At 68.5% G+C, this 24,218-nt stretch carries 28 protein-coding genes and 1 tRNA gene; 11 read left to right on the plus strand and 18 right to left on the minus strand.

The genetic code is table 11. From position 1 onward, the window contains the following. Positions 1 to 22 precede the first annotated feature (22 nt). Both BACI71_RS04205 and crtY read right to left on the minus strand, forming a co-directional pair. Positions 23 to 1,471, minus strand: a complete 1,449-nt coding sequence (locus BACI71_RS04205; RefSeq protein ID WP_159755434.1) for a phytoene desaturase — start codon at positions 1,469 to 1,471, stop codon at positions 23 to 25. After that, positions 1,468 to 2,625, minus strand: a complete 1,158-nt coding sequence (crtY, locus tag BACI71_RS04210; RefSeq protein WP_159755437.1) for a lycopene beta-cyclase CrtY — start codon at positions 2,623 to 2,625, stop codon at positions 1,468 to 1,470. Before crtY ends, BACI71_RS04205 begins: the two co-directional genes overlap by 4 nt. A gap of 112 nt (positions 2,626 to 2,737) precedes the next feature. Between crtY and BACI71_RS04215 the strand changes: the two genes are divergently transcribed. The 4 genes from BACI71_RS04215 (at position 2,738) to BACI71_RS04230 (ending at position 5,230) form a co-directional block, all read left to right on the plus strand. Then, positions 2,738 to 3,271, plus strand: a complete 534-nt coding sequence (locus BACI71_RS04215; RefSeq protein WP_159755440.1) for a peroxiredoxin — start codon at positions 2,738 to 2,740, stop codon at positions 3,269 to 3,271. Positions 3,272 to 3,349: 78 nt separating this feature from the next. After that, complete coding sequence (locus BACI71_RS04220; RefSeq protein WP_159755443.1) at positions 3,350 to 4,399, plus strand: GGDEF domain-containing protein; 1,050 nt, start codon at positions 3,350 to 3,352, stop codon at positions 4,397 to 4,399. Between the two features lie 98 nt (positions 4,400 to 4,497). Then, a complete protein-coding gene (locus BACI71_RS04225) occupies positions 4,498 to 4,659 on the plus strand; it encodes a hypothetical protein (protein ID WP_159755446.1) in 162 nt (53 codons plus the stop codon). 163 nt (positions 4,660 to 4,822) lie between these two features. After that, entirely contained in the window at positions 4,823 to 5,230 is a 408-nt protein-coding gene (locus tag BACI71_RS04230) for a DUF1810 domain-containing protein (protein WP_159755449.1), read from the plus strand. A gap of 116 nt (positions 5,231 to 5,346) precedes the next feature. Here the strand turns inward: BACI71_RS04230 and BACI71_RS04235 are convergent, their stop codons facing one another. From BACI71_RS04235 to BACI71_RS04265, 7 genes are all read right to left on the minus strand, one after another. Continuing rightward, entirely contained in the window at positions 5,347 to 7,020 is a 1,674-nt protein-coding gene (locus BACI71_RS04235; RefSeq protein ID WP_159755452.1) for an ATP-binding protein, read from the minus strand. A gap of 71 nt (positions 7,021 to 7,091) precedes the next feature. Further along, positions 7,092 to 7,808 (minus strand): TIGR02186 family protein, encoded by a 717-nt coding sequence (locus BACI71_RS04240; protein WP_159760846.1) that lies wholly within the window; start codon positions 7,806 to 7,808, stop codon positions 7,092 to 7,094. A gap of 35 nt (positions 7,809 to 7,843) precedes the next feature. Further along, positions 7,844 to 8,758, minus strand: a complete 915-nt coding sequence (locus BACI71_RS04245; RefSeq protein WP_159755455.1) for a sulfite exporter TauE/SafE family protein — start codon at positions 8,756 to 8,758, stop codon at positions 7,844 to 7,846. Between the two features lie 353 nt (positions 8,759 to 9,111). Beyond that, entirely contained in the window at positions 9,112 to 9,849 is a 738-nt protein-coding gene (locus BACI71_RS04250; RefSeq protein ID WP_159755458.1) for a hypothetical protein, read from the minus strand. Positions 9,850 to 10,109: 260 nt separating this feature from the next. Then, positions 10,110 to 11,471, minus strand: coding sequence for a glycosyl transferase family protein (locus BACI71_RS04255; RefSeq protein WP_159755461.1), 1,362 nt, complete (start codon positions 11,469 to 11,471; stop codon positions 10,110 to 10,112). Positions 11,472 to 11,692: 221 nt separating this feature from the next. Next, positions 11,693 to 12,238 (minus strand): RcnB family protein, encoded by a 546-nt coding sequence (locus BACI71_RS04260; RefSeq protein WP_159755464.1) that lies wholly within the window; start codon positions 12,236 to 12,238, stop codon positions 11,693 to 11,695. A gap of 118 nt (positions 12,239 to 12,356) precedes the next feature. Further along, positions 12,357 to 12,824 (minus strand): outer membrane protein assembly factor BamE, encoded by a 468-nt coding sequence (locus BACI71_RS04265; RefSeq protein WP_159755467.1) that lies wholly within the window; start codon positions 12,822 to 12,824, stop codon positions 12,357 to 12,359. 120 nt (positions 12,825 to 12,944) lie between these two features. Between BACI71_RS04265 and BACI71_RS04270 the strand changes: the two genes are divergently transcribed. Together BACI71_RS04270 and BACI71_RS04275 are read left to right on the plus strand one after the other, a co-directional pair. After that, positions 12,945 to 13,454, plus strand: a complete 510-nt coding sequence (locus tag BACI71_RS04270) for a ubiquinol-cytochrome C chaperone family protein (RefSeq protein WP_201297290.1) — start codon at positions 12,945 to 12,947, stop codon at positions 13,452 to 13,454. Beyond that, the gene (locus BACI71_RS04275; protein WP_159755470.1) at positions 13,451 to 13,981 is read left to right on the plus strand and encodes a YceD family protein; all 531 of its coding nucleotides are present in this window, start codon (positions 13,451 to 13,453) and stop codon (positions 13,979 to 13,981) included. Before BACI71_RS04270 ends, BACI71_RS04275 begins: the two co-directional genes overlap by 4 nt. Positions 13,982 to 13,987: 6 nt before the next feature. Here BACI71_RS04275 and BACI71_RS04280 read toward each other — a convergent pair whose 3' ends face one another. From BACI71_RS04280 to ftsE, 4 genes are read right to left on the minus strand one after another with little or no spacing between them, the layout of a single operon-like run. Continuing rightward, complete coding sequence (locus BACI71_RS04280) at positions 13,988 to 14,671, minus strand: lysophospholipid acyltransferase family protein (RefSeq protein WP_159755473.1); 684 nt, start codon at positions 14,669 to 14,671, stop codon at positions 13,988 to 13,990. Then, positions 14,668 to 15,204, minus strand: a complete 537-nt coding sequence (locus BACI71_RS04285; protein ID WP_159755476.1) for a YdcF family protein — start codon at positions 15,202 to 15,204, stop codon at positions 14,668 to 14,670. Before BACI71_RS04285 ends, BACI71_RS04280 begins: the two co-directional genes overlap by 4 nt. Further along, a complete protein-coding gene (locus BACI71_RS04290; RefSeq protein ID WP_159755479.1) occupies positions 15,201 to 16,073 on the minus strand; it encodes a cell division protein FtsX in 873 nt (290 codons plus the stop codon). The genes BACI71_RS04285 and BACI71_RS04290 overlap by 4 nt, the downstream gene beginning before the upstream one ends. After that, on the minus strand, positions 16,070 to 16,777 hold the full coding sequence (gene ftsE, locus BACI71_RS04295; RefSeq protein WP_159755482.1) for a cell division ATP-binding protein FtsE: 708 nt from the start codon (positions 16,775 to 16,777) through the stop codon (positions 16,070 to 16,072). The genes BACI71_RS04290 and ftsE overlap by 4 nt, the downstream gene beginning before the upstream one ends. Positions 16,778 to 16,892: 115 nt before the next feature. Between ftsE and BACI71_RS04300 the strand changes: the two genes are divergently transcribed. From BACI71_RS04300 to BACI71_RS04315, 4 genes are all read left to right on the plus strand, one after another. Then, positions 16,893 to 17,663 carry an MJ0042-type zinc finger domain-containing protein gene (locus tag BACI71_RS04300; protein ID WP_159755485.1) on the plus strand — a complete coding sequence of 257 codons (771 nt, stop codon included), beginning with the start codon at positions 16,893 to 16,895 and terminating at the stop codon, positions 17,661 to 17,663. A 91-nt stretch (positions 17,664 to 17,754) separates the two neighbouring features. Beyond that, positions 17,755 to 17,841: transfer RNA gene (locus BACI71_RS04305), tRNA-Leu, on the plus strand. 257 nt (positions 17,842 to 18,098) lie between these two features. Beyond that, positions 18,099 to 18,416, plus strand: a complete 318-nt coding sequence (locus BACI71_RS04310) for a hypothetical protein (protein WP_159755488.1) — start codon at positions 18,099 to 18,101, stop codon at positions 18,414 to 18,416. An 84-nt stretch (positions 18,417 to 18,500) separates the two neighbouring features. Continuing rightward, the gene (locus BACI71_RS04315) at positions 18,501 to 20,660 is read left to right on the plus strand and encodes a transglycosylase domain-containing protein (protein WP_159755491.1); all 2,160 of its coding nucleotides are present in this window, start codon (positions 18,501 to 18,503) and stop codon (positions 20,658 to 20,660) included. Here BACI71_RS04315 and BACI71_RS04320 read toward each other — a convergent pair. From BACI71_RS04320 to BACI71_RS04330, 3 genes are read right to left on the minus strand one after another with little or no spacing between them, the layout of a single operon-like run. Then, on the minus strand, positions 20,633 to 21,310 hold the full coding sequence (locus BACI71_RS04320) for a M48 family metallopeptidase (protein WP_159755494.1): 678 nt from the start codon (positions 21,308 to 21,310) through the stop codon (positions 20,633 to 20,635). The two genes, BACI71_RS04315 and BACI71_RS04320, sit on opposite strands and share 28 nt — an antisense overlap. After that, positions 21,307 to 21,750 carry a YcgN family cysteine cluster protein gene (locus BACI71_RS04325; RefSeq protein WP_159755497.1) on the minus strand — a complete coding sequence of 148 codons (444 nt, stop codon included), beginning with the start codon at positions 21,748 to 21,750 and terminating at the stop codon, positions 21,307 to 21,309. The genes BACI71_RS04320 and BACI71_RS04325 overlap by 4 nt, the downstream gene beginning before the upstream one ends. Beyond that, a complete protein-coding gene (locus BACI71_RS04330) occupies positions 21,738 to 22,325 on the minus strand; it encodes an SCO family protein (RefSeq protein ID WP_159755500.1) in 588 nt (195 codons plus the stop codon). Before BACI71_RS04330 ends, BACI71_RS04325 begins: the two co-directional genes overlap by 13 nt. Before the next feature lie 66 nt (positions 22,326 to 22,391). On the opposite strand from BACI71_RS04330, the gene BACI71_RS04335 reads away from it, so the two are divergent. Further along, the gene (locus BACI71_RS04335; protein ID WP_159755503.1) at positions 22,392 to 22,997 is read left to right on the plus strand and encodes an ankyrin repeat domain-containing protein; all 606 of its coding nucleotides are present in this window, start codon (positions 22,392 to 22,394) and stop codon (positions 22,995 to 22,997) included. A gap of 74 nt (positions 22,998 to 23,071) precedes the next feature. Here the strand turns inward: BACI71_RS04335 and BACI71_RS04340 are convergent, their stop codons facing one another. Together BACI71_RS04340 and BACI71_RS04345 are read right to left on the minus strand one after the other, a co-directional pair. After that, complete coding sequence (locus tag BACI71_RS04340) at positions 23,072 to 23,563, minus strand: MmcB family DNA repair protein (RefSeq protein WP_159755506.1); 492 nt, start codon at positions 23,561 to 23,563, stop codon at positions 23,072 to 23,074. Between the two features lie 64 nt (positions 23,564 to 23,627). Further along, positions 23,628 to 24,170 carry a cell wall hydrolase gene (locus BACI71_RS04345; RefSeq protein WP_236552810.1) on the minus strand — a complete coding sequence of 181 codons (543 nt, stop codon included), beginning with the start codon at positions 24,168 to 24,170 and terminating at the stop codon, positions 23,628 to 23,630. Positions 24,171 to 24,218: the final 48 nt, after the last annotated feature.

Genomic DNA, 24,218 nt, shown 5'->3' on the forward strand with positions numbered 1-24,218 from the left:
AGCAGGTTCAGCGAGGAGCAGATCATCGCGGTGCTGCGCGAGCAGGACAGCGGGATGTCCCCGCCCCCACGAAGAACAGGTTCGGAATCGCATCGTCGCGATTATGCACCCGGAAATACGCGCTCTGCGTCAGGATCGGCTCCAGCGAAAACGCGCTGCCCATATGCGCGTTCAGGTCGTGCGCGAAGTCGGTCGGCGCATAGCTGAACTTCGTCACGATCCGGTCGTGGATATCGGGGATCAGCCGCCGCCCGACCTCGTCGAGGATGCGCTTCTCCAGGATCGGACGCACCGTCTCCCAGTCCCCGGTGAACTTGCCGAGATGCGGCACCGGCGCCAGCGCGTAGAAGGTCGACTCACCCTCCGGCGCCAGCGACGGATCGGTGACGGTCGGATGGTGGAGGTAGATCGAGAAATCCTCGCACAGCACCCCATGTTCGTAGATGTCGTCGAGCAGCCCCTTATAGCGCGGCCCGAACAGGATCATGTGGTGCGGGATGCCCGGCCAGCTGCCCTTCACCCCGAAATGCACCACGAACAGCGACGGCGAGTAACGCTTGCGCTCCAGCCGCGCCGCGGTCCGCCGCGCCGCGCCCGATTCGGGCAGCAGATCGCGATAGACGTGCATGATGTCGGCATTGGCGGCGACCATGTCGACCGGCTCGCGCCAGCCGCTCGCGGTCTCCACCGCCGTCACGCGGTCGCCCAGCGTCTCGATCTTCGTCACCGGGTCGGACAGCCGCAGCGTGCCGCCCAGCCGCTCGAACAGCGCCACCATCCCGGCGACCAGCCGGTTGGTCCCGCCGCGCGCGAACCACACGCCGCCGTCGCGCTCCAATTTGTGGATCAGCGCGTAGATCGCGCTGGTGGTCATCGGATTGCCGCCGACCAGAAGCGTGTGGAACGACAGCGCCTGCCGCAGCCGCTCGTCGGCCACGAACTTCGACACGATCGAATAAACCGAGCGCCACGCCTGATATTTGGCCAGCGCCGGCGCCGCCTTCACCATCGACGCGAAGTCGAGGAAGGCGACGGTGCCGAGCTTTTCATAGCCCTCGTGGTAGACGCCCGCGGCGTATTCGAGGAACTGGCCATAGCCCGCGACATCTGCCGGATTCAGCTTCGCGATCTCGGCGCGCAGCACGACATCGTCGTTGGTGTAGTCGAAATTGGTCCCGTCGGGCCAGTTGAGCCGGTAGAACGGCTGCACCGGGTCGAGCGTGACGTCGTCGGCCAGCTTCTGCCCCGACAGCGCCCACAATTCCTCCAGACACGCCGGATCGGTGATGACGGTCGGCCCGGCGTCGAAGGTGAACCCCTCCTGCTGCCAGTAATAGGCTCGCCCGCCGGGCTTGTCGCGCGACTCGACGATCGTCGTCGCCACGCCCGCCGATTGCAGCCGGATCGCGAGCGCCAGCCCGCCGAATCCTGCGCCGACGACGACAGCACGCCGTGCCTGTGGGGAGGTCATACGCGGCCTCCCAGCGCCGCGATGGCGCGGCCGACCGGCACCGGCGGTTTCCCGCTCAGCACCCGCAATTTGTCGAGTCCGGTCGAGCGCGCAGCATAGAAGCGCGCCACCAGCTCGGGCGACAAGCGATAGAAACGCTCCAGCACGCGATAGCGCTGGTCGGGGTCGGCGGCCTTGAACAGCATCAGATCGAGCATCCGGTAGAAACCTCGTTGCCGCCACGAACGCGCGGCGTGGCGAAAAGTCAGGTCGTGGAGCGCCTGGCCCGAAAGATCGCGCTGATTGGCGATCAGTACGGCGATCCGTGCGGCATCGGGCAGCGAATAGCCGGTGGTCGGGTGGAACAGCCCGGCGCGCACCCCGGCCTTGGCGACCTTAACGCCGGTCGAGCGCCAATACGCCTCGAAGTCGCCGCCGCTGACCACCGGCAGCACGCCGCGTTCGCGGTGGATCACCTCGGCCTGCCAGCCCTTCGCACGCGCGTAATCGCCGACCCGCGCCGCGATCGTCGCCTCGTCCAGCACCGGCGAATCGCTGTAATAGGTATCCTCGACCAGCAAGGTGTCGGGGGCGAACGGCAGCAGATAGACGAAGCGATAGCCGTCGAGCTGCGGCACCGTCGCGTCCATCACCACCGGGCGCGTGACGCCGTGCCCGCCCGCGACGCGAAGCTCGTGCCCGACAAACTTCTGCCACCCACCCGCCAGCAGCGAGAGATCACCGACGCCGCGCGCGTCGATCACTCCAGTCGCGTTGAGCCGGTCGCCGTCCGACAGCACCACCGCGGTCGCGCTGCACGCCAGCACCGACCGCCCGGTCATCACCGCACGCCGCGGCAGGATCTTGCGCACCTGCGCGTCGAGTGCCGACGAACGTACCGTGTAATAAGGCTGCGCCAGCGTGCGGGCATGGCCGGGAAAATGAACGTCGTAATCGGGCCAGCCATGCGCGATCAACGGCGCGACCAGCGCCTGCTCGGCGCCGTGCAGGTCGGCGCCAAAGAACGACCAGAAATGATTGCCGCCGATCGCGTCGCCGGCCTCGACCAGCCGCACGTCCATGCCGGGATGCCGCGCCTGCATCGCCAGCGCGATCAGCGCGCCGGACAGGCCGCCGCCGACGATCGCAAGGTCGCATTTGTGGGTGGCCGGCATGACGTCTGCGCTATCCTAAAGCCGTGCGTTGCGGAAGCCCGGTGCAGGGTGGCGGAACCCGCGGCGGGTGATATGGCTTGTCGATCAACTTCCTCCCGCCGGAGTCGTCCCGATGCGCCAATTGCTTGCCGCCGCTTTCGCCCTGACCCTCGCCGCACCCGCCGCCGCGACGCTCGCGCCCGGTGCGAAGGCACCCGACTTCTCCACCCGCGGCGCGATCGCGGGCAAAGTAGTGCCGCTGCGGCTGTCCGAACAGCTCAAGCGCGGCCCGGTGGTGCTGTATTTCTTCCCCGCCGCCTTCACCGGCGGCTGCAATGCCGAGGCGCGCGCGTTCGCCGAGAAGGTCGACGCGTTTCGCGCGGCCGGCGCGACGGTGATCGGCATGTCGGCGGACAACATCCCCGACCTGCAGCGTTTCTCGTCGAGCGAATGCGCGGGCAAGTTCGCGGTCGCCAGCGCCGGGCCGAAGGTCGTGGCGGGCTATGACGTCGCGCTCGGCAGGGAGGTCAAGGGGCGGCAGGTCACCAGCCGCACCAGCTATGTCATCGCGCGCGACGGGCGGATCGCTTCGGTCTATTCGGACATGAACCCGGCCGAGCACGTCACGCGCTCGCTGGCAGCGGTTCACCAGCTGACGGGGCACTAAAAGCCTTCGGTTATCATATCTTAGTAGTTGCCGCGTACATCTTCGACCCCAAGATCAGGGGGCGATGTGGGGCGGGTGATGGCGAGCAGGGCGGTCGATATCGGGCAAGCGAACGGGGGAGATCGCCTGTTCGCCCGAATCGGGGCGTTTCTCGCCGCGCACCGGCTCAGCCCTGATCCGGCGCATTACGCCTTCGCTTATGAAGTCATTGCCAACGCGACCGGACTGGTCGCGCAGCGGGTCGCGGAAATGACTGACGGAGGCGTGCGGCTGACCAGCCACGACATCGCCAGTCTCGGCGGTGTCTCGCTCGCCGGCGCTCCAATCGACTCGTCGGACGACGACGGCACGATGAGCGGCGACGTCGATGTCCAGCAGGCGCTGCTCGAACGGATGATGCTCCAGCTCGATGGCTTTGGCGACGCGATGCGGATCGTCCATGCCGAGGCCAACGACTTCGGCCGCGACCTGCAACGATCCGCCGATACGATGCGCGACATGGGCGCAGAGGCAGGGATCGAGGCGATCACCCAGCTGACCGCCGACATGATCGGCCGCGTCCAGCTCGCCGAAGCGAAGCTCGATACCGCGCTGCGCGAAACCGAGGAACTGCGCACGGCGCTCGACGAGGCGCGCGGGTCGGCGCGCACCGATCCGCTCACCGACCTGCCGAACCGCCGCGCGTTCGACGAAAATTTTGCGGCGCTCCACCGCGATACACCGGTGACGGTCGCGATCTGCGACATCGACCACTTCAAGCAGGTGAACGACAATTTCGGTCACGCTGTCGGCGATCGCGTGATTCGCATGGTCGCACAGACGCTGGCGACCGAAAAGGGCATGATGGTCGCCCGCTACGGCGGAGAGGAATTTGCACTCCTGTTCGAAAACGTGCGGCTCGACGATGCCGCACAGATCATCGAGCGCATCCGCCGCACGATCTCGGAACGCCGCCCGCGCGTCCGGGAGACTGGTGAATCGATCGGAACCATCTCCTTCTCGGCCGGGGTCGCCGAGGGCCGGGTCGGTGAAGGCCGCGCCGCCTTGATGGCGCGCGCCGACGCGGCGCTGTACCGCGCCAAGGATCAGGGGCGCGCGCGAACGATCACGTCGGATGCTACGCCGTAATATGGCGCGTCTTGCCGAACCACGCTGGCAAATCCCACCAACAGCGATGACGAAGCTCGCCGTTCTCCTCGGCAAGCGCATTTGGCACGGGTTCTGCAATGACCCTGGCATGGCCGGATCGACCGGCCGCTGACCAGGAAGTACCCACCATGACCATCCGTTTCACCGCCCTTCGCCAGTCGCTTCTGTCGGTTGCCGCCGCTTTCGCCGGTGCCGCCGTGATGATCAGCGCCGCCGTTCCCGTCACCCCGATCGCCTGAGCGGACCCGACCCGATGAACAATTATCCCACGCTCACCCGCTCGCTGCTCCTCAGTGCCGCCAGCTTCGCCACCACCGCCCTGCTGCTCTACGTCGACGCCGTGACCGCCGTGGTGGCCTGATCGCGGCGGGACCGCCTTGCCCGCCCGGGCGTTGGCGCGGCATGGATCTCGATCGCTTCGTCGCCGCACAGGCGACCCATTACGACAGCGCGCTTGCCGAACTGACGCGCGGCGCCAAACAGAGCCACTGGATGTGGTTCATCTTTCCGCAGATCGCCGGGCTCGGTCACAGCGCCACCGCGCGCCATTATGCGATCCACGACCTCGCCGAGGCGCGCGCCTATCTGGCGCACCCGCTGCTGGGCCCGCGTTACCTGGGCTGTGTCGCCGCGATCGACCGCCATCGCGGCCGGTCGGCAGAGGCCATCATGGGCGGGATCGACGCGGTGAAACTCCGCTCGTCGCTGACCTTGTTCGACCGGGCCGGTGCGCCGCCTGCGGTGCGCGACACGCTGGCCGCCTTCTTCCCCGGACCCGATGAAGCGACGCTGCGGCTGTTGAACGCCTAGACAGGACCGACATTCCCCATCGTCGCCCGGACCTGATCCGGACCCCGCTGCTTCGTTCAGGCGCGCTGAGAAAGCGGTATCCCGGATCAAGACCGGGATGACCGGGCGCTTGGATGCTACCGTCCCTGCGCACGCCAGCGCTGGACGGTCCGGGCGATCATCGCTTCCTCGCCGCCGCTCTCGCGCCACAACGTCGAGAAGACCGGATCGTCCGACGCCGGCCGCCGCCCTTCCTCCAGCGTGTCGAATGCGACGCGTATCGGGATCGCGACGCCTTCGCCGCAGACGATCGCCTCACGGTTGCGCAGCGCCGGCAGCGCGTCGAGGAAGCCGCGCGCGCCTTCCGGCATCGCGGCGCGCACGAACGCCTGATCGCGATCGTTGTTGAGCCGCATCGCGATGATCGTCCCGCACTGCGACAGCACGCCGTCGGACAGGTCGGAGGGGCGCTGGGTCACCAGTCCGAGCGCGACGCCATATTTGCGACCCTCCTTGGCGATCCGGCCGAGGATGCGCGCTACCGACCCGCGCACTGCCGGATCGGCGGGGACGTAGCGATGCGCCTCCTCGCAGACGAGCAGTATCGGCCGCTGCGCCTCGCCGCGCGACCAGATCGCGAAGTCGAACACCATCCGCGCCAGTACCGCCACCACCACCGTGGTGATCTCACTGGGCACGCCGGACACGTCGATGATCGAGATCGGCCGACCGTCGCCGGGCAGGCGGAAGATGCGCTGTACGAATGCCGCCATCGTGTCGCCGACCAGCATGCCCGAAAACATGAAGCCATAGCGCGGGTCGGCGCGAACCTCGTCGATCTTGTTCTTCAGCCGCAGATACGGTGAGGTGTCACCTGCGCGATCCATCTTGCCCATTTCGAGCTGGAGTATCTGCATCAGGTCGCTCAGCAGATAGGGGATCGGCGCATCGACGGTCAGCTTGGCGATCTCCTGCCCGGCGCGACTCTTGGCCTTGGCGGCGAGCAGACATTTGGCGAGGATATCGGCATCCACCTGCCGCGCCGCGCCGGTCGACGTGACGAACACCTCGCAATGTTCCTCGAAATTCATCAGCCAGTACGGCATCTGGAGGTTCGAAACGTCGAACAGCGCGCCCGCCTCGCCAAACGCCGCGCCATATTCGCCGTGCGGGTCGATCATCACGACATGCCCCTGCGGGGCCAGCATGCAGATGCGGTGGAGGATCAGCGCGGCGGCCGTCGACTTGCCGGTGCCGGTCGAGCCGAGCAGCGCGAAATGCTTGCCGAGCATCGCATCGACATACAACGAGGCGCGCACGTCGCGGCTGGGATGGACCGTGCCGATCTCAATCGCGGCCCGTCCGGTCGCGGCATAGATCTCGCGCAATTCGGCCCCGTCGACCGCGAACACCCGCGCGCCGGGGATCGGGTAGCTGGTCACCCCGCGGCGAAAGCGCTGCAATCGTCCGGTCAGCCGTTCCTCGTCACCCTCGCCGAGGAAATCAACCTCGGCGACCACCGCCTCGGCACGGTCGTCGGCCAGGCGGAGGGTGCGGGTCGTTGCGATCAGCCACGTCGTGCCGACGCGCACCTTCACCTGTCCGCCGACCTGCCCCGCCATCGCGAGCACCGGATCGCGGTGCGTGCGCAAGGCGGCGAGCGCGGTGCGGTCGAGCAGCAGCTCGCCACGCCCGCCCGCGATCTGGCGCACATGCCCGATCGCATTGGCGGCCTCCTGCGTTGGGGCTCCACCGGAGAAGGCGGCAGCGATCGCGGCGTCAAAGGCGTGCGAGCCGGGAATATCGTTCATAAAGGGCAGCGATCCCAAGGCTTTCGGAAGGCCGGCCTAGCCGCTGCTTCGTAAAGATCGGGTGGACGTGCTCACCGCCGCGCCAGCCGCCCCGCCCCCCAGCCGAGCGCGACCGACAGCAACACCGCCGCGCCGCCGTACAGCCATTCGTGACGGTCGGCCGCCTGGGCGACGAACCGCTCGAAGCCCTTCTTGCGGATGTCGATATCGCGGACCGCCACCGCCAGCACGCGCCCGTCGCGCACCAGAAAGGTTTCGGCGGTGAAGCGCCCGACCGGCACCCGCGCCGGGATCGACACGCGCGCGCGGTACAGCACGCCGTCGCTGATCTCGACCGCGCGCGGCGCTTCGTAGAACAGCCCGGTGCGGACGCGTTGCTCGACCAGCCCGCGCGTGAAGCGGCCCTGCACATCGGACGGCGCGGCGGAGGCCGGCGACAATTGCAGGCTGTCTAACCCCAGCTCGTAGATCGCCCGCGTCCGCGCATCGACAAGCTCGCTGAGCGGCCGCGACGAGGCGACCGCGTAAAATGACGGTGCGGAGCGATAGCGTAGTCGCCCGGCATTGACCCAGATTCCGGCGACCTGCTCCTTTTCGCGGATCACGATCGACTGCGTCGGGCCCTTGACCACTACTACGACATCCGCGCCCTTGGTATCAGTCGGAGGTCGCCCGCCGGGGTAGATGATCGCCCCGAACAGCAGCAGCTCGGCCCCGGCGAAACTGTAGGCGATGTCGATCTCGCGCTGCGACACGTCGGGCACCAGCACCGGCTTGGCCTGCGCCATCAGCAGCGGCGCAGCGGCGAGCAACAGCGCCGCCCTCACGACAGCTCGACCGTGTAGATTTCGTCGGGTCGCCACCCCAGCCCCAGCGCGATTCGCCCTGCGACCAGCAGCACCATCAGCGCCAGCGCGAGCCGCAGATATTCGGGCCGCGCCTTGGCAGCGAAGCGCGCGCCGACCTGCGCGCCGACCACCGACCCGACCAGCAGCAGCCCGGCGAGCACGATATCGACCGCCTTGGTGGTGGTCGCGTGCACCAGTGTCGCCGCGGCGGTGACGAACAGGATCTGGAACAGGCTGGTGCCGACCACCACCGCGGTCGACATGCCGAGCAGATAGATCATCGCCGGCACCAGCACGAACCCGCCGCCGACCCCGAGCAGGATCGTCAGGATACCGGTGAAGAACCCGAGCAGCAACGGCGCGAGCGGGGAAATGTACAGCCCCGAGGCATAGAAGCGGGTGCGGAACGGCAGGCTGGCGACCAGCGGATGGTGCCGCCGCCGCCGCGCCGGCGCGCTGCGCCGCCCCTTGGCGATCAGGATCGCGTCGACCGCTTCCTTCAGCATCATCAGCCCGATGGAACCGAGCAGCAGCACATAGGTGATCGCGATCGTCGTATCGATCTGTCCCCATTGCTGGAGCAGCCGGAACAGCCACGCGCCGAACAGCGAGCCGAGCACGCCGCCGATCACCAGCACCGTCCCCATCCGCGTATCGACCCCGCCGCGCCGAAAATGCGCGAACACGCCCGACACGCTCGCGCCGGTCACCTGGCTCGCGGCGGAGGCGGCGGCGACGGTCGGGGGGATGCCGTAGACGATCAGCAGCGGCGTGGTCAGGAACCCGCCGCCGACCCCGAACATCCCCGACAGCAGCCCGACGCCCGCGCCCAGCGCGATCATCACCAGAGCGTTCACCGACAGGTTCGCGATCGGCAGATAGATGTCCATGACGGCTAGGGTCTGTACCCGGTTGCAACGCGGTCGTGACGGAGCGGCTTCTGGCGCCGGACCAGGAGCGAGGAGGGAGCGATGCTGATGCATCGCGACCGACGCGCCAATATCCGCCGATCGCGTAGCGAGCGCCCGGGGTAGGCCGTCCATGTGCAGGTCGCCGTGCCCCCGGCATAACAGACATCGCCCGGCGGGACGACGTCACCTGCACATTGTCGCTTGCCTGCGGGTAGCTCTGCTACCTGACTGCGCTGCGCTCCTTGTGGGCGGCCTTCCACGGGCGATCACGATCCTTGTTGCAACCGGGTACAGACCCTTGCACCGCTAGCGGGTTCAGGGCCGCGATGCCATCAATAGTCGGTGCCGATCGACAGCGCCGGCCCCGACCCGGGCCGCGCGGCGCCCGCGATGCGCTGTCGCCATTCCAGCGCCACGCGCAGGTGCACCGCGTCCGTCACCGGCAGATCGACGGCCGCCGCGGGGCCGATGTCCAGCCGCCGTGCGCCGCGCTGCGCGCCGCCCCACAGGCCCAGGCTGATCGACAGGCTCGCGCCGTCGTTGCGCCGCACGACCGGCCGGGCGAGGCGCACCGCACCATCGGCATACGCCTCCACATCGTCGCGGAGCACCGCGCCGGCCTGCGCATAGCCCTCCAGTCGAAAACCGGCGGCAAGCGCCTGGTCGCTCACCCCGCCGACCAAGCCGAGCGCGCTGCCACCGCGCTGGCTGGTGAGCCCGACGCGGCGTTCCGCGACGACCCGCACCGGCAGCGCGGTTGGTCGCCACTCGAAACCGATGGCGGCTTCCTGCTGGCGCGTGTCGAGCGCCGCCGCAACGCGGGCCGCGATGGCGACGTTGCCCTGCGCGTCGAGCACGCGTGCAACCCGGAAGCCGGCTTGCGCGCCCCCGAGCTGCGGGGTCGCTACTCCGATGCCGTTCCCGCCCCCGCGCCACATCGCCCAGCCGCTTGCCGACCAGCGGTGCATGGAGGGAAGTGCCGGGGGCGGGCTGTAGGGGTTCATCGCCAAGCCGACCGGCGCTCGATCCACCGCCGACGTCAGCGGGGTCGACCCCGCCGCGTCGCTCAAGCCGATGCTGACGGGGCGTTCCCTGCGCGCCACTTTCATCCGGGTCGATGGTGGCCGCCCAGCGGTTGTCAGCGGGACGGCTGCGTTCGCCCGTGGATTGCCGATGAACGCGAGTTGCCGCTCTTCCTGCCCGCTGGTTCGTCGCATCACGTGCCGGAGCGTGCGTGCAGCAGGCGGGCTGGGCCAAAGCTGCCAGACGCGCATCCCGATCCATGCCCCGAGCACCAGCACGAGGAAGCGCAGCGGACGCCCGCCCCCGCTCACGATGCGTCCGGAAGCTGGTCCGGAAAACGGTGCGCGGTCTTGTCCCAGTGCGGAGGGGCGCCGAAGAGAGTGGCGACATAGCGTGTCAGCGCGCGCCGCGCCGCGAGCATCGCAATGCCGTTGGCGACCACCATGCGCGGCACCGACCAGCATCCTTCGCGCCAGCCATGTTCCGCCGCCGTGTGGAGTGCCCGCGCGATCAGGCGCCAGCAGAGCAGCCCCGTGTTGAGCATCAGCAACATCCGCAGCCCCGCGCCGACCGGCGGCACGCCGCTGCCGGTCAGCGCATGGGCCAGCGACGACAGCCCCCAGCCGACCAGCGCGAGATACGCGGCGAGCAGCGCCGAGACCGCCAGCAGCCCGCGCCGATCACGCATCCGCATCCAATATTCCGCTGCGTGGCGCCGTGGGCCCCAGCCGGTACGATCCCAGCCCGACAGCGCGATCCCGGCGATCCAGCGCGCCTTCTGGCGAACCGCGGTGTCGATCGTATCGGGAAAGAAGGCGCGCGTCGCGATCAGCCGACCATCGGCAACGTCCCGGCAGCGCACGAAACGCGCCGGCAACCCCAAAGCGGCGACACGCAACCCGAGTTCGTAATCCTCGGTCAGGCTCTGCGGCTCGAAAGGCATGCCGCATTGCCCCGCCAGCCGATCGAGCGCATCGCGGCGGATCGCGCATCCTACCCCGGCCAACGGTATCGACGCCGCCAGCGCCGAGCGCACCATCAGGTCGCGGCGGTGCGACTCGGCGAATTCGTCCGCGTAATGACCGGACACCAACCGGCGATGTGGATCGATCAGCGGGATGACCGGTAATTGCACCAGTGCGGCGTCGCGCAGATGATCGTCGAAAAGCCGCAGCTCGGCCGGGTCGACGACATCCTCCGCGTCGTGCAGCACGATCGCGGCGGTGGTCCGCCGCTGCCCCGCCTCCTCCGCGACGAGCGTGCGCCACAGTTGGTTGAGGCAATCGGCCTTAGTCGTCGGCCCGTCCTGCATACCCACCACCACCCGCACGCGCGCGTCGCCGGCCGCCACTGCATTCGCCGCCGTCACGGTTCCGGGGTCGTTGGGATAGCAGCCGACATACAGCCGGTAATCGGGGTGGTCGTAGCGGGCCAGCGTCGCGCGCAGCATCGCGCCGATCACCTGTTGCTCGTCCCACGCCGGCACGAACACCGCGAGCGGCAGCGGCGGCGCGCGCGGTACGTCGGCGAAGCTCGGCTCGGGGCGCCGCACCCGCCACCAGACCAGATCCATGAGGAGATCGTCGGCGCCGCCCAGCAGGATCACCACGGCAGCGAATAGCGCCAGTTCGGCGACCGCACGATCGAACACGCCTAGCAATGCGGTCATCACCCGCGGCGATCCATGCTGTTGCCCCCCGAGTGCCGCATCGATGGCGAAACTGTGGCAGAAAAGCAACGCCACGAAAGAAGCGTCAGGGCGGTGCGAACCGAATGATTAATGGCGCGTTGCCGACGCGGTCCCCTTTCCCCCTTTCGGGACCGGTGCCGACCCAAGCCGGTACCGGCCGCGCCGTCGCGTTACTGGCGGCGCGGCCGAATCGCCGGTCTTTAGAAGTAGAAGCCGCGCACGACGTCGAGCACGATCCCGCGACGCTGATCGACCAGCAGCGCGTCGTCGTAATGGCGCACCCAACGCGCGCGGCCCGGCGCTGTCGGAAGCCGGTACCGCCACGGGTCGGCGATCACGTACCGCGTACCATAATAGGACGGCGCGATCCGTCCGCCGGGCCGAAAAGCCTGGTAGCGGAACGGGGCCTGCCAGCCGCCGCGCGCGTAAAGGTCGCGATGCCCGGCGCGCCACTGCTGCATGTCGGCGCGCCATTCGCGGCGATCGCGCTGCCACTGACGTTGCTGGCGGAGGTCGCGGCGGTCCTCGCGATAGTCGCGGCGGGCGTCGCGCAAATCGTCGCGTTGCGCGCGGGCATCACGCCAGTCCCCACGCACGCGGGCCCGGTCAAGCTGGCGCTGCTCCTGGCGAATGTCCTGCCGGTCACGGCGCAGCTCGTCGCGCGATTGTGCGGCGACGGGGGCCGATGCGACCACGCCGGACAGCGCGGTCGCGGCAAGCAGGGCGGCGGTGACAAGGTGACGCATCACATATCCTCCATGACGACGACGCGGCCCGTGCCGCATCGTTGTCATGAAGATGGCGCTCCTGCGCTGAACCGAGCGCGAACGCGAGCGTCAGCAAAGCGACAGGATTATCTATCAGTTACTGGCCGTTACGCCCGGTCGGGCCGGCTCCACCCGGGCCACCCGCGGCACCGACTGCGCCGATATTGCCGAACAGGTCCTGGAAGAACCCGCGCTCGCGGCCGAGCGTCGGAGTCGTCTTCCCGTACGGCTTCAGGCTGACCACCTGCTCCACCCCCGACTTGCGGATCGCGCTGACATTCCCGCCCTGATCGAAGCTGATCTGCAAGGTCAGCTGGTCCTTCGGACGCGGGGCATTGAACGCATAATTGCGGCTGTCGCGCGCGATATAATACCAGTCGCCTTGATTGAACTGGCTCGCAAAGCTGGGGGTGCCGAGCGTGGCGAGCACCGACTGGCGATTGTCAACACCCGGCTGGATCGCGTTCACCAGGTCGGCGTCGACGATATAGCCCTGATGCGAGCGGAGCGGAGCACAGCCCGCGGCAAGAACGCCGGCCAGGGCAAGGAAGATCAGCGGGCGCATCAATACTCCGGTCACAGGCGCGCGTGGACTTTGCGGCCGTCCGCCTCAATATGCCCAGCGGCGCGGCGAAACAAGCGCGCGCCCGCAACGGATCGCGCGGAGCGGTGAAGGGATGATCTGGTGGGCTGGTTGACCAAGGTGCTGGGACGACGCGATCGCGATGCCGCGCTGCCGCTGTACGATGCAGTCGTCGCGCGGGCGCGGGCGCCGCATTGGTATCTGGACGGGTCAGTGCCGGATACGCTCGACGGCCGGTTTGACATGGTCGCGGCGGTGCTGGCCATGGTGCTGCTGCGGCTGGAGGACGATCCGGACGGCGCCGAGCCGATTGCGCAACTGACCGAGCGGTTTGTCGACGACATGGACGCGCAGGTCCGTCAGATCGGCTTCGGCGACATGGTCGTGGGCAAGCATATCGGAAAGATGATGGGGATGCTGGGCGGCCGACTCGGCGCCTATCGCGACGGGCTGGCCGGGGGCGGGCTCGATGCCGCGCTGGTCCGCAATCTGTATCGCGGCACGGCCCCCGATCCGGCAGCGGTCACGCATGTGCGCGACGCGCTGATCGCATTGCGCACGTCGCTTGCGGCCGTGCCGCTGCCGCAATTGATGGAAGGACGATGGGCATGACGACGGAATTTTCGCGGGTCGAGCGCCTCGACACGATCGGCGGCGAGGAGCGTCAGGTGACGATCGAGGCCAATGCCAACGAGCGAGAGGCGCTCGCACGGCGCTTCGGCCTCGTGGCGCTCGACCGGTTGGCCGCGACGTTCGCGATCCGGCGCGACGCGGCGGCGGTGGTCGCACGGGGCCGGGTCAGCGCATCGGTCGTGCAGAGCTGCACCGTCACCGCTGTGCCCCTGACTGCCCGTGTCGAGGAAGACGTCGCGTTGCGCTTCGTACAGCCGAGCGGCGGTACCGGCGGTGACGACGAGATCGAGCTGTCGGGCGAAGCGCTCGACACGATCGAGATCGAGGGCGGCGGAGTCGATCTCGGCGAAGCCGCGGCGGAGACGATGGCGCTGGCGCTCGACCCGTTCCCGCGCAGCCCCGACGCCGCGGCAGTGCTGAGGCAGGCGGGTGTACTCAGCGAGGAGGAAGCCGGCGCATTCGGCGCGCTCAAGGAGCTGAAGGCGAAGCTGGAAGGGAAAGGCTGATCGCGCTCAGCGGTTGAGCACGTTGATCGCTTCGTGGACGCGCGCCTCGGCCTCGGCGCGCGGCAGCCCCGGCGGGATCGGTTCGCCGATCCGGATCGTGACGATGCCGGGCCGCTTGGCGCCCTTCTTGGGCAACAACCGCCCGCTGTCGAGCGCGATCGGCACGACCGGCAGCGCCAGCGCCTTGTACAGCCCCGCGAAACCGGAGCGGAGCGGCGGCGACTCGCCGTGCGGCACGCGCGTCCCCTCGGCATAGACCACCACCGACCGTCCGGTGCCGCGCACCGCGGCCGCTTCCTTCATCATCGCGCGCAGCGCCCCGGCCGACGCTTCGCGATCGACGACGATCGCGCCATATTGCACTGCCGACCAGCCCCATAAGGGAATGCGCATCAGCTCGCGCTTGAGCACCATGGCGGGCGAGCCAAGGATCAGCTGCAGCTCCAGCGTCTCGTACATCGCTTCATGCTTGGCGACGTACAGATACTGCCCGACCGGCACCTCGCCCTCGACTCGCGCCCGGATGCCCAGGATCGCGCGCAGCAGCACGCGATGCAGCCGCGACCAGCGATCGGCGTGCGTGATCACCACGCGTTGCCCGAACAGCGCCGCGATCGGCGTCGTCGCGACGATCGGCACCGACGCGGTGTAGAAGATCACGCGGAAAATGATCGTGCGCAGCCAGTTCACCTGAGTCGCTCTCCCCACAGCACCACGCGGCGCAGTAGCAGCTTGTTGTATTCGTTGAACGCCTGCGTCAGCGTCGGCTGCGCATCGACCCCGTCGACCAGCACCGACACCCCGTCCCCCAGCGCGGGGCCGAGCTCCAGCGCGGCGCGGCGCGCATGCCAGTTCGAGGTCACCAGCCGGATCGAACGATAGCCCCGCGCGCGCACCCAAGCGGCAGTTTCCTCGGCGTTGCTACGCGTATCGACCGCTTCGGCGCCAAGGTCGACACAGCACGCGATCGTCGTGGCATGCCCCGCGACGCGCGCGAGGTCGGCCCGGGTCACCCCCGGCGCGGTGCCGGTCACCAGCATCCGCCGCGCCCGGCCATGCTCCAGGAGATCGAGCCCGCGCGCGGTCCGTCCGGCCGCGCCGGTCGGCACGACGATCCCATCAGTGCGCACATCGGGATCGGCGGGCTGTGGCAGCGCCAGCATGAAGACCGCGAAGCCCAGCATCCACACCAGCAGCGCGAGCGCGACGAAGCGGCGGATCATGCCAGCTGCCCCAGCGCGCGGCGGACGCTCGCGTAGGCGGTCAACGCCGCCAGCGCGACGAACGCTATCGGCAGCACCAGCGCCGCCGCCCAGCCCGTCTGTCCGAGCGTCATCCCGCCGAGCAGCTGCGCCCCGGTCCCGGCCCCGACCCGACCGAACAAGATGATCGCGGCCCACGCCAGCGGCGCGCCGATCGCCGCGGCCAGCGCCGTGTCACGCGCCATCCGGCGACAGAACAGCCCCGCGACCTGCCCGTCGGTGGCACCGAGCCGGTGCATGACCTCGATCGTAGTATGATGCGCGGCGAGCCCGGCATGGACCGTCAGCAGCACGATCGCCAAGCCGGTCGCGAGCACCAGCATCACGATCACCATCGCGAGCAGCGCCGTTGCGCGCAGCAGTGTATCGGTGCCGGCAAGCGCCGCGCCTTGCGCGTCGATCTGCGCGGCGGGATCGATCGGGGCCACGATCCGGCGAATGCGCGCCGCTGCGTCGACGCCCGGGGCCGTTGCCACGTCGATCAGGGCCGGCACCGGCAGGTCGTCCGCCCGCGCCGAGTCGCCCAGCCATGGTCCGAGCAGCCGCGCCAGCTCGGCACGTGGCACCGGTGCGACGTGCGTCACACCCGATGCGTGTCGCAGCACGGCGACCACCTGCGCAGACAGCCGCTCGCGGGTTGCGGCATCGGGCGCGACGATCTGCACCGTCACCTGCCCGGTCAAGGCCGCGTCGAGCGCGCGGCTGGCGCCCGCGGTGGCGATCCCGCCGGCGGCCGCCAGCACCGCCAGAAAGATCATCACCGCCAGCACACCCGCCATCGTCCAGCCGTCACGCGCGGTATCGAGCAGGCGGGCGGTGGCGGCGGTCATGCGCGCTCCCGGCGCGGGGGCACGCGCAAGCTGCCGGTCGGGTCGGTCAGCCGCCCACCGGCGATCCGCATCAGCTGCGCCGACGGCACACGCGAAAGCAGCTGCAGGTCGTGCGTGGCGACTACCACGGTCGTCCCGAGCTGGTTCAGCGAGGCGAACAGCTGGATCAGCCGGTCCGCCATCGCATCGTCGACGTTCCCGGTCGGCTCGTCAGCGAGCAGGATGTCGGGTCGCGCGACCACCGCGCGTGCGATCGCGACACGCTGCTGCTCGCCGCCCGACAGGACCTCGGGTCGGGCCTCGGCGCGATGCGCAAGTCCGACCCACGCCAGCATCTCGCCGACCGCCTCCCGGATCTCGTCGTCGGGCTGCGCCGCGATGCGCAGCGGCAGCGCGATGTTGTCCGCCACCGACAGATGCGCGATCAACCGGAAATCCTGATAGACCATCCCGATCCGCCGGCGCAGCAGCGGCATGCCCCGACGCGGCGTGGCGGCGACATCGGTCCCGAACAGCCGGATCACCCCCCGGCTGGGACGCTGCGCCAGATGCAGCAGCCGCAGCAGCGAGGTCTTGCCCGCCCCGCTCGCGCCGGTCAGGAAATAAAAGGCGCCGGGGACGAACGAGAAGCTGACGTCGCGCAGGATCTCTTCGCCATGGCCATAGCGAAGCCCCACATTCTCGAACTGCACGATCGCCGCCATCGTCCACCGCCTTTGCACGCGGCGCCCGATGGCTTCAAGCACGGCGACTCCTGCTTGCGTTGCTGGCCGCACGCGTGCTTAGATTCGGTTCGTTCGTCCTGCCGGTGCCGCGCCTATGATCCTCGATTGTCCCGAATGTCGCGCCCGCTATCTGGTGGCGGACGATGCGATCGCGCCGCCGGGGCGCACGGTGCGCTGCGCCAATTGTAGCCATAGCTGGTATCAGGACGTCAGTTACGCCGACGAGCCGGAGGAGGCGGAAGCCGCCGACGCGTTCGTCGAGCCGGCGCCACCAGCCGCGCCCGTGCCGGTGCCGGCGGCTGCGCCGGTGTTCGCTGACGCATCTCCGCCACCGCCGGCAGGCCTGCCGTTGCAGGTACCGCCGCCGGTCGTGGCGGAGCCGCGAGAGCCGGCGCGGTACGACGCGTTTGCGCATCGCCCGCCGTTTCGCGCCACGGCACGCGGCAGCGGCCGTATCCGAACGATCGCCAGCCTTGCCGCGGGACTGCTGATGCTCGCGGCAGTTGCGGTAATTCTGTGGACCACCGCGCCCGGGCTGGCGCAGCAGATCGGGCTGTCGATCGGGCCGGAGGAACTGCCGCTGCGCATCGCCGACAATCCGATCGAGCGCCGCAAGATGGCGAACGGATCGGAGTTGTTCGCGGTCAGCGGGCGGATCACCAATCCGTCTGCCACCCGCCAGCGCATTCCCGACATCCGCGCCGACCTGCGCGATTCGCAGAACCGCATCGTCTTCAGCTGGACGATCACGCCGCAGCAGCGGACGCTGCTGCCCGGTGGCGCGATTGACTTCAACTCGGCGCAGGTCGACGTGCCGGCCAGCTCCAAGCGGCTTGATCTCAGCTTCGTCGGCGAGGCGAGCTGAGCGAAAATGAGAAAGGGCGTTGCCAGCCTCGATCGGCTTTGCTAGGGGCGCTCGCCTACCAGACGCCGGGGCTGCCCGGTGGACAACACGTGCGGTCGTGGCGGAATTGGTAGACGCGCAACGTTGAGGTCGTTGTGTCCGAAAGGACGTGGAAGTTCGAGTCTTCTCGACCGCACCAGTTTTCCTGAGATCGCGAAAGAGCGTGGCGACGACGCGCCAGCCGATCTAGTCGCGCAGGCGGAACGCGCCTGCCGCAGCGCCGCGGAGCGCGTTGCCGCTTCCCCGAGAGCAGTGGCCACTTCTAACCGCTTTGTTTTACCTAATGCGAAGCGTCCACGCACACCACGATGCTCAAGACGGGTCACTTGATCGGCCCGATCCTGACAGCCTGAGGTTATGGTGGCAGCGACGATATCGCGCGGCGTAAGGTGAGCGATGCCACCTTGGAAGCAATACAACGACACCGCACCCGGTGCGCAGCCGGGCAACGCGCTGGCTTTGACGCTCACCTCGCCGGATGGTTCACAGCGCTTGGTAAGGTTTGATGGCGTAGAAGGAGACTATGTAGTCGACCCCGAATTGTTGATTATGGACGGCGCCAGCAGTCGGGAACAGGCATTACGCCAATCGGGCGTTCTGGAAGAGGTACTCGCCGCCGATGATCCGGCGCGCCTTGCCGAGCTGGAGCGATCCGCGACGCCAAGGGGTGAAGACAAGCACCCCGATGCGCATACTTTAGCAACCAAGCAGTGATGACGGGCAACCGCGCTCAGGGGCGCCTGCCGCCAAATATCTTGTTCACCCCCGCTCAAGCCGCTATCCGCCACGGGGCTGACTATGGCCCGCGCCCGTACCTCCCGCTCCGCTTCGTCCAAGTCCCGCTCGCCGTGGCGGCGCCGGACTGGGCTTGCCGTCAAACTCGCGCTCGGTGCGATCGTGCTGGCGTTCGCCGCGCTGCTCACCGCCGTCTATATCGCGCGTTCGCAGCTCCCCAGCTTCGAATCGCTGAAATCGTCGCCCAACGGGCAGATGATCCGCGTCCATGCCGCCGACGGCTCGGTGCTGGTGTCGCTCGGACCGAGTTATGGCGAGTGGCTGGCCTACGACCGCATTCCTGCGGTGATGCGCGACGCGACGATCGCGGTCGAGGACCGGCGCTTCGACAGCCATGTCGGCGTCGATCCGGTGGGGATCGCGCGCTCGCTGTACGTCAATTACGAGCGCGGGCGGCGCGTGCAGGGCGCCTCGACGATCACCCAGCAGCTCGCGCGCAACATCTTCCTGAACAATCAGAAGAAGTTCGGGCGCAAATTCCGCGAGGGCATCCTCGCGCTCGCGCTGGAGCGAAAATTCTCCAAGGAGCAGATCCTCGAGCTGTACCTCAACAAGGTCTATTACGGGGGCGGCGCGTACGGGATCGACGCGGCGAGCCGTAAATTCTTCGGCCATGGCGCGGATCATCTGAGCCTGCCCGAAGCGGCGGTGATCGCCGGTCTCGTGAAGGCGCCGTCGAATTACTCCCCTACCGCCGACGCGCAGGCCGCGGTCGGACGCGCCGGAGTCGTCATCCAGCAGATGGTGCGCAACGGCTTCATCTCGGTCGATCAGGCGCGCGAGGCGAACGACGTCGGGGTGAAGCTCGCCCCCGCGCCGCGCCAGAACAGCGTGCGCTATTTCACCGACTGGGCGCTGCCGCAGCTCGACCTGCTGATCGATGAGACTGAAAAGCCGCTGGAAGTCTGGACGACTCTCGACCCCGCGATGCAGCGCGACGCCGATGCGGCGGTGCGTGCCAACGTCCCCAAGGGGGCGCAGGGGGCGTTGGTGTCGATCGACCGTGACGGCTCGGTGCGCGCGATGGTCGGAGGGACCGATTACGTCAGCTCGATCTACAATCGCGCGACGCAGGCGCAGCGCCAGCCGGGCTCGTCGTTCAAGCTGTTCGTCTATCTCGCTGCGCTGGAGGCGGGCAAGACGCCGGAGGACCGTGAGGTCGATGAGCCGGTGACGATCGACGGCTGGAGCCCGCGCAACGATTCGCGGCGGTTCTCGGGCAGCGTCACGCTGCGCACCGCCTTCGCCTATTCACTCAACACGATCGCCGCCAAACTGGGTCAGGCGGTCGGCTTCCAGACCGTCGCCGATATGGCGCGGCGCTTCGGGATCAGCACGCCGGTCAACACCCATCCGTCGATGGTGCTCGGCACATCCGACGTGCGGCTGATCGACATGACGCGCGCCTTCGCCAGCGTCGGCAACAAGGGGGTGGCGATCACGCCGTTCGGGATCACCCGCGTCACCGCCGACGGTGAGGAAATCTACCGCCACGAGGTCGATCGCAGCCAGGTGCTGGTCGCACCGAACGTCGCCGCGGAAATGACCGACCTGCTGCAGACCGCGGTCAACACCGGGACCGGGCGCGCGGCGCAGATCGGACGGCCGGTGGCGGGCAAGACCGGGACGACGACCAGCAGCAAGGACGGCTGGTTCCTCGGCTTCTCCTCAGGGCTGACCACCGGTGTATGGATGGGCCGCGACGATGCCCGCCCGATCGCCGGCTTGCACGGCGGCACCGCTCCCGCGCGCGCGTTCCGCGAGTTCATGGTCAAGGCGGTCGCCAAGCGGCCAATCGAGCAGTTCGAAACCGCGGTGACGCTGCCGGAAGCACAGCTCGAGCCCGACGCGGAAAGCTATTACGGTTCACCCGACAACGCCACCTATGGCGACGACGCCGGCTATGGCCCCGACACGGCGCCCGCGCCCGAGCAGGGAACCGTGTTCGGCCCGGAGCGTCCGGTGGTACAGCCCCTGCCCCCGCAGGGTGAAGAATCGCAGCCACAACAACCGCGGCCCGACGAGCGGCTCGATCAGGAATGGCTGGACCGCGTGACCGGTCAGCCGCGGCGCGATGCGGTGCGGACTCCCCCGACGGCGCGCGGTGCACCGCCGGCGCGCCCGCCGGTCGCGGCTCAGCCGGGCGAGCGGCCGAACCAGTGAAGCGCGGCGCCGTTCGCACGTAGCCACGCGCGCTCGGCCGACGGGTCGCAACCATACAGGTCGGCGACCAGCGCATGGAACGCCGGGGCGTGATTCATGTGGACGCGATGCGCGACCTCGTGCGCCGCGGTCGCGCGCCGCACCTCGGGCGGGGCGAGCACCAGCCGCCAGCTGTAGCGGATGGCGCCATGATGCGCGCAGCTTCCCCAGCGTCCGCGCGGATCGCCGATCGTCACCCCGCTGACCGTCACCCCCGCGCGTGCGGCATAGAAAGCGGTATCCTGCTCCAACAGCGTCAGCGCGCGGCGGCGAAGCCACAGCTCGATGCGCCGTGGTACGCTCTCGACCGGTCCACCGAGCACCAGCCACCCGGCGTCGACTGACGGCGTGCGCGGTGCATCGGCGCGCCAGTCGATCGTCAACAGCTGCCCGTCGACGGGCAGCGTCGCACCGTGGACGAACGGTCGCGCACCGGGCAGCCGCTCGCGCTGCTGCGCGATCCATGCCGACTGCGCGCGCGCCCATGCCAGCGCCTTCGCTAGCGAGGCGCGCGGCGGCAGCGTCAGCCGTGCCTGCCCGCTGACCGGGTCGAACGACAACCGGGTGCGGCGCGCGCGCGGATTGCGCACCACCGCAATGTCGTCACTCACAATTCGCGGTCGACGATGTGCAATTCGAGCTCGCCCGCGTCGTCCTCGCTGACCGTCCAGCCGCGCACCGACTGGCCCGCGCGGTGCACCGCTTCGCGATCGCCCGAAACGAGATAATGCCAGTCCGGCAACGCCTCGCCGGCGGCGCGCAGGCGATAGGCACAGGTCGACGGCAGCCAGTCGATCGCATGGACGTTGCCCATCGTCAGCCGCACGCATTCGCTGACATAGGCGCGGCGATGGCGGTAGTTGGAGCATTGCCCGCTGCGCCGGTCGAGGAGCCGGCAGGCGACGTTGGTCGCGACCAGTTCGCCGGTTTCCTCATCCTCCAGTTTATGAAGGCAGCATTTGCCGCAACCGTCGCACAATGCCTCCCATTGCGCGCGATCAAGCTTATCGAGCGGCGTGGTTTCCCAGAAGCGACCCGTCAACGCGCCCACTTCTTCACCTCCGTAACAATGGCGGCGGGCGGACCCTCGGGCAGCAGCGCGAGCGGTTTACCGTCGGGATCGAAAAGGTAGATCTGGCGGCTGTGATCCATCAGATAGCCGCCGCTCGTCCCCGCGCCACGCGCGAAATAGATGCCATATTCCTTCGCAACCTTCGCGATCTGTTCGGGCGTGCCGGTCAGCCCGACGAGACGCGGGTGGAAGGCGGTGACAAAGCGCTTGAGCGCGGCCGGCGTATCCCGTGCCGGATCGACGGTGATGAAGATTGGCGCGATCCGCTTGCCCAGCGTCGGATCGTCGCGCTCGATCGTCTTGAGCGCGGCGGCGATGTTCTGGACGTCGGTCGGGCAGACGTCGGGGCAGAAGGTGTAGCCGAAATAGACGATGCGATACTGCCCGGCGAAATCGCGATCCGTGACGGTGCGTCCGTCCTGATCGGTAAGCGTAAAGGCGCCGCCGATCCGCGCGCCGGCCAGCGGCGGCGTGCCCGCAGGCTCCTCCGCACATCCCGATAGGGGCCCGGCGAGCAGCAGCGCGAGCGTGGCGGCGAAACAGCGCATGTTCATGGCGAGGGCTGATGTGATGGGTTATAGGCGGCGGCGCAACCCTCAGCTCTCGCGAGAACCGACCAGATGCTCCGCCGTTCGCTTATTCCCATCGCACTGCTCGCCGCGCTGCCGATCGTCCCCCTGCCCGCAGCCGCGCAGCAGCAGTCGCAGAGCTACAAGTTTCTCGAGGCGGTGCGGAAGGGTGACGGCAATGCCGTGATCGGGATGCTCGACCAGCCCGGCCAGACGATCGTCAACGCGCGCGACATTACCACCGGTGAAGGGGCGATCCATATCGTCGTGAAGCGCGGCGATGCAGCATACCTGCGCTATCTGCTCGCCAAGGGCGCTGACGCGAACCTGCGCGACGGGCAGGGCGATACTGCGATGCTGCTGGCGGTACAGGCCAGCCAACCCGAGCTGATCCAGATCCTCGCGGCGTCCAAGGCGAACCCCAACCTTGGCAATAATGGCGGTGAGACGCCGCTGATCCGCGCGGTGCAGCGCCGCGACCTGTCGCTGGTCCGCGCCGTGCTGGCGGCGGGCGGCAACCCTGACCAGACCGACAATGTGGCGGGCATGTCAGCGCGCGACTATGCGAAGCGGGATACGCGCTCGACGGTGATCCTGAAAATCCTCGAGGAATCCCCCGCCAAGCCGCAGCGCTCGGTGGCGGGGCCAAAGTTCTGAGCGTCCTGAAGTCCCGGAGTGGACCCATGCGGTGAGGGTGAGGGACCAGATCAAAGTTCGGGTTCAGGCCGAGCCTATTGCCCGCTGACCGCATCCGGATCGTGCGCGGCGATGACGCGCCGCGCTGCACGCCGCGCAAACGCGAGCGTGCAGCGCTTACGTGTCGCGGCGGGTAGCGGATCGGTCCGGGCCTCGCGGATGATCGCAGCGTCATAGCGATCGGCGACGATCAGCCCGGTCCGCTCGGGCAGGAACGCTTCCCCGGCGATCGGCGACGTGTCGAATCCGGCCGGAACCGCCCAATAAAATCGGTCGCAATGGGCGAGATAATCCTGCCACTTGCCGTCGCCGAGCAGATCGGCGCGCGACACTTTGATCTCCACGATCACCAGCTGCCCGCGTGGATCAACCGCCATCAGGTCGGCACGGCGCCCGCCGTCCAGCGGCACTTCGGCGATGGCGGTAAGATCGTGCCGCAACAGCATCCGTGTCACGCCACGCGCGACGTCAAGCGCACAGAGCGCGGCGGTTTCATCCTGGTGGCAGGTGTCGGGCGGCGTCAGCATGGCCACCCGATTAGAACATCATGCGAACGAAAGCCAAGCCCGGTTCGCCGATGCCGGATCGCGATCAGCGATAGAAGATGTGGTTGCCGATCGAGGCGACCCGGACACCATTGGCGTGACCGGCGCGACGATGATTAAAATACAGCGCGTTGGCGGCGTCGCTCTCCCATGCATCCTTCAGCGCGACCTTGGCGACCGCCATGGCGGTACGCCAATCGTCGTTAGTCGGCGCTGCCGGCATCCGGCCGCCGCGGACGAAGGAGAATTGCCCCTTCTGCGTCACGACATCGCAGGCGCTGCCGCCGAAGCGATGCGAACGGGTGCGGTTGAGGATGACTTCGGCAACCGCCAGCTGGCCGCTGAGCGGCTCGCCACGGGCCTCGAAATAGATCGCACCGGCAAGGCAGCGCAGATCCTCGTCGGCGTCCGAGCGGACCGACTGATCGGCGACAGCGGCGGCGAGGGTGGGATAGGCAATCTGCTCTTCAACCTGCGCCGGGGTGACTGTCGCGGTTTCGATGACCGGCGGCGCAGCCGGCTCGGCCGGGGCGATCGCGGGAACCTGCGCGGGCAGGGCGAGTTGAATAGCGGTAGATGCGGCGGGCATCGCCGGAAGTTCAGCAGCAAGTCCGGGAGCGCTCTGCGCTACCAGAGC

It is taken from the genome of Sphingomonas sp. 8AM (assembly GCF_902506455.1).
GTDB lineage: Bacteria > Pseudomonadota > Alphaproteobacteria > Sphingomonadales > Sphingomonadaceae > Sphingomonas.

What these genes read in the sequence shown, in the direction of transcription:
- BACI71_RS04205 (WP_159755434.1), bottom strand. Translation starts at nt 1,471, where the DNA reads ATGACCTCCCCACAGGCACGGCGTGCTGTCGTCGTCGGCGCAGGATTC.
- crtY (WP_159755437.1), bottom strand. Translation starts at nt 2,625, where the DNA reads ATGCCGGCCACCCACAAATGCGACCTTGCGATCGTCGGCGGCGGCCTG.
- BACI71_RS04215 (WP_159755440.1), top strand. Translation starts at nt 2,738, where the DNA reads ATGCGCCAATTGCTTGCCGCCGCTTTCGCCCTGACCCTCGCCGCACCC.
- BACI71_RS04220 (WP_159755443.1), top strand. Translation starts at nt 3,350, where the DNA reads ATGGCGAGCAGGGCGGTCGATATCGGGCAAGCGAACGGGGGAGATCGC.
- BACI71_RS04225 (WP_159755446.1), top strand. Translation starts at nt 4,498, where the DNA reads ATGACCCTGGCATGGCCGGATCGACCGGCCGCTGACCAGGAAGTACCC.
- BACI71_RS04230 (WP_159755449.1), top strand. Translation starts at nt 4,823, where the DNA reads ATGGATCTCGATCGCTTCGTCGCCGCACAGGCGACCCATTACGACAGC.
- BACI71_RS04235 (WP_159755452.1), bottom strand. Translation starts at nt 7,020, where the DNA reads ATGAACGATATTCCCGGCTCGCACGCCTTTGACGCCGCGATCGCTGCC.
- BACI71_RS04240 (WP_159760846.1), bottom strand. Translation starts at nt 7,808, where the DNA reads ATGGCGCAGGCCAAGCCGGTGCTGGTGCCCGACGTGTCGCAGCGCGAG.
- BACI71_RS04245 (WP_159755455.1), bottom strand. Translation starts at nt 8,758, where the DNA reads ATGGACATCTATCTGCCGATCGCGAACCTGTCGGTGAACGCTCTGGTG.
- BACI71_RS04255 (WP_159755461.1), bottom strand. Translation starts at nt 11,471, where the DNA reads ATGACCGCATTGCTAGGCGTGTTCGATCGTGCGGTCGCCGAACTGGCG.
- BACI71_RS04260 (WP_159755464.1), bottom strand. Translation starts at nt 12,238, where the DNA reads ATGCGTCACCTTGTCACCGCCGCCCTGCTTGCCGCGACCGCGCTGTCC.
- BACI71_RS04265 (WP_159755467.1), bottom strand. Translation starts at nt 12,824, where the DNA reads ATGCGCCCGCTGATCTTCCTTGCCCTGGCCGGCGTTCTTGCCGCGGGC.
- BACI71_RS04275 (WP_159755470.1), top strand. Translation starts at nt 13,451, where the DNA reads ATGACGACGGAATTTTCGCGGGTCGAGCGCCTCGACACGATCGGCGGC.
- BACI71_RS04285 (WP_159755476.1), bottom strand. Translation starts at nt 15,204, where the DNA reads ATGATCCGCCGCTTCGTCGCGCTCGCGCTGCTGGTGTGGATGCTGGGC.
- BACI71_RS04290 (WP_159755479.1), bottom strand. Translation starts at nt 16,073, where the DNA reads ATGACCGCCGCCACCGCCCGCCTGCTCGATACCGCGCGTGACGGCTGG.
- ftsE (WP_159755482.1), bottom strand. Translation starts at nt 16,777, where the DNA reads ATGGCGGCGATCGTGCAGTTCGAGAATGTGGGGCTTCGCTATGGCCAT.
- BACI71_RS04300 (WP_159755485.1), top strand. Translation starts at nt 16,893, where the DNA reads ATGATCCTCGATTGTCCCGAATGTCGCGCCCGCTATCTGGTGGCGGAC.
- BACI71_RS04310 (WP_159755488.1), top strand. Translation starts at nt 18,099, where the DNA reads ATGCCACCTTGGAAGCAATACAACGACACCGCACCCGGTGCGCAGCCG.
- BACI71_RS04315 (WP_159755491.1), top strand. Translation starts at nt 18,501, where the DNA reads ATGGCCCGCGCCCGTACCTCCCGCTCCGCTTCGTCCAAGTCCCGCTCG.
- BACI71_RS04330 (WP_159755500.1), bottom strand. Translation starts at nt 22,325, where the DNA reads ATGAACATGCGCTGTTTCGCCGCCACGCTCGCGCTGCTGCTCGCCGGG.
- BACI71_RS04335 (WP_159755503.1), top strand. Translation starts at nt 22,392, where the DNA reads ATGCTCCGCCGTTCGCTTATTCCCATCGCACTGCTCGCCGCGCTGCCG.
- BACI71_RS04340 (WP_159755506.1), bottom strand. Translation starts at nt 23,563, where the DNA reads ATGCTGACGCCGCCCGACACCTGCCACCAGGATGAAACCGCCGCGCTC.
- BACI71_RS04345 (WP_236552810.1), bottom strand. Translation starts at nt 24,170, where the DNA reads ATGCCCGCCGCATCTACCGCTATTCAACTCGCCCTGCCCGCGCAGGTT.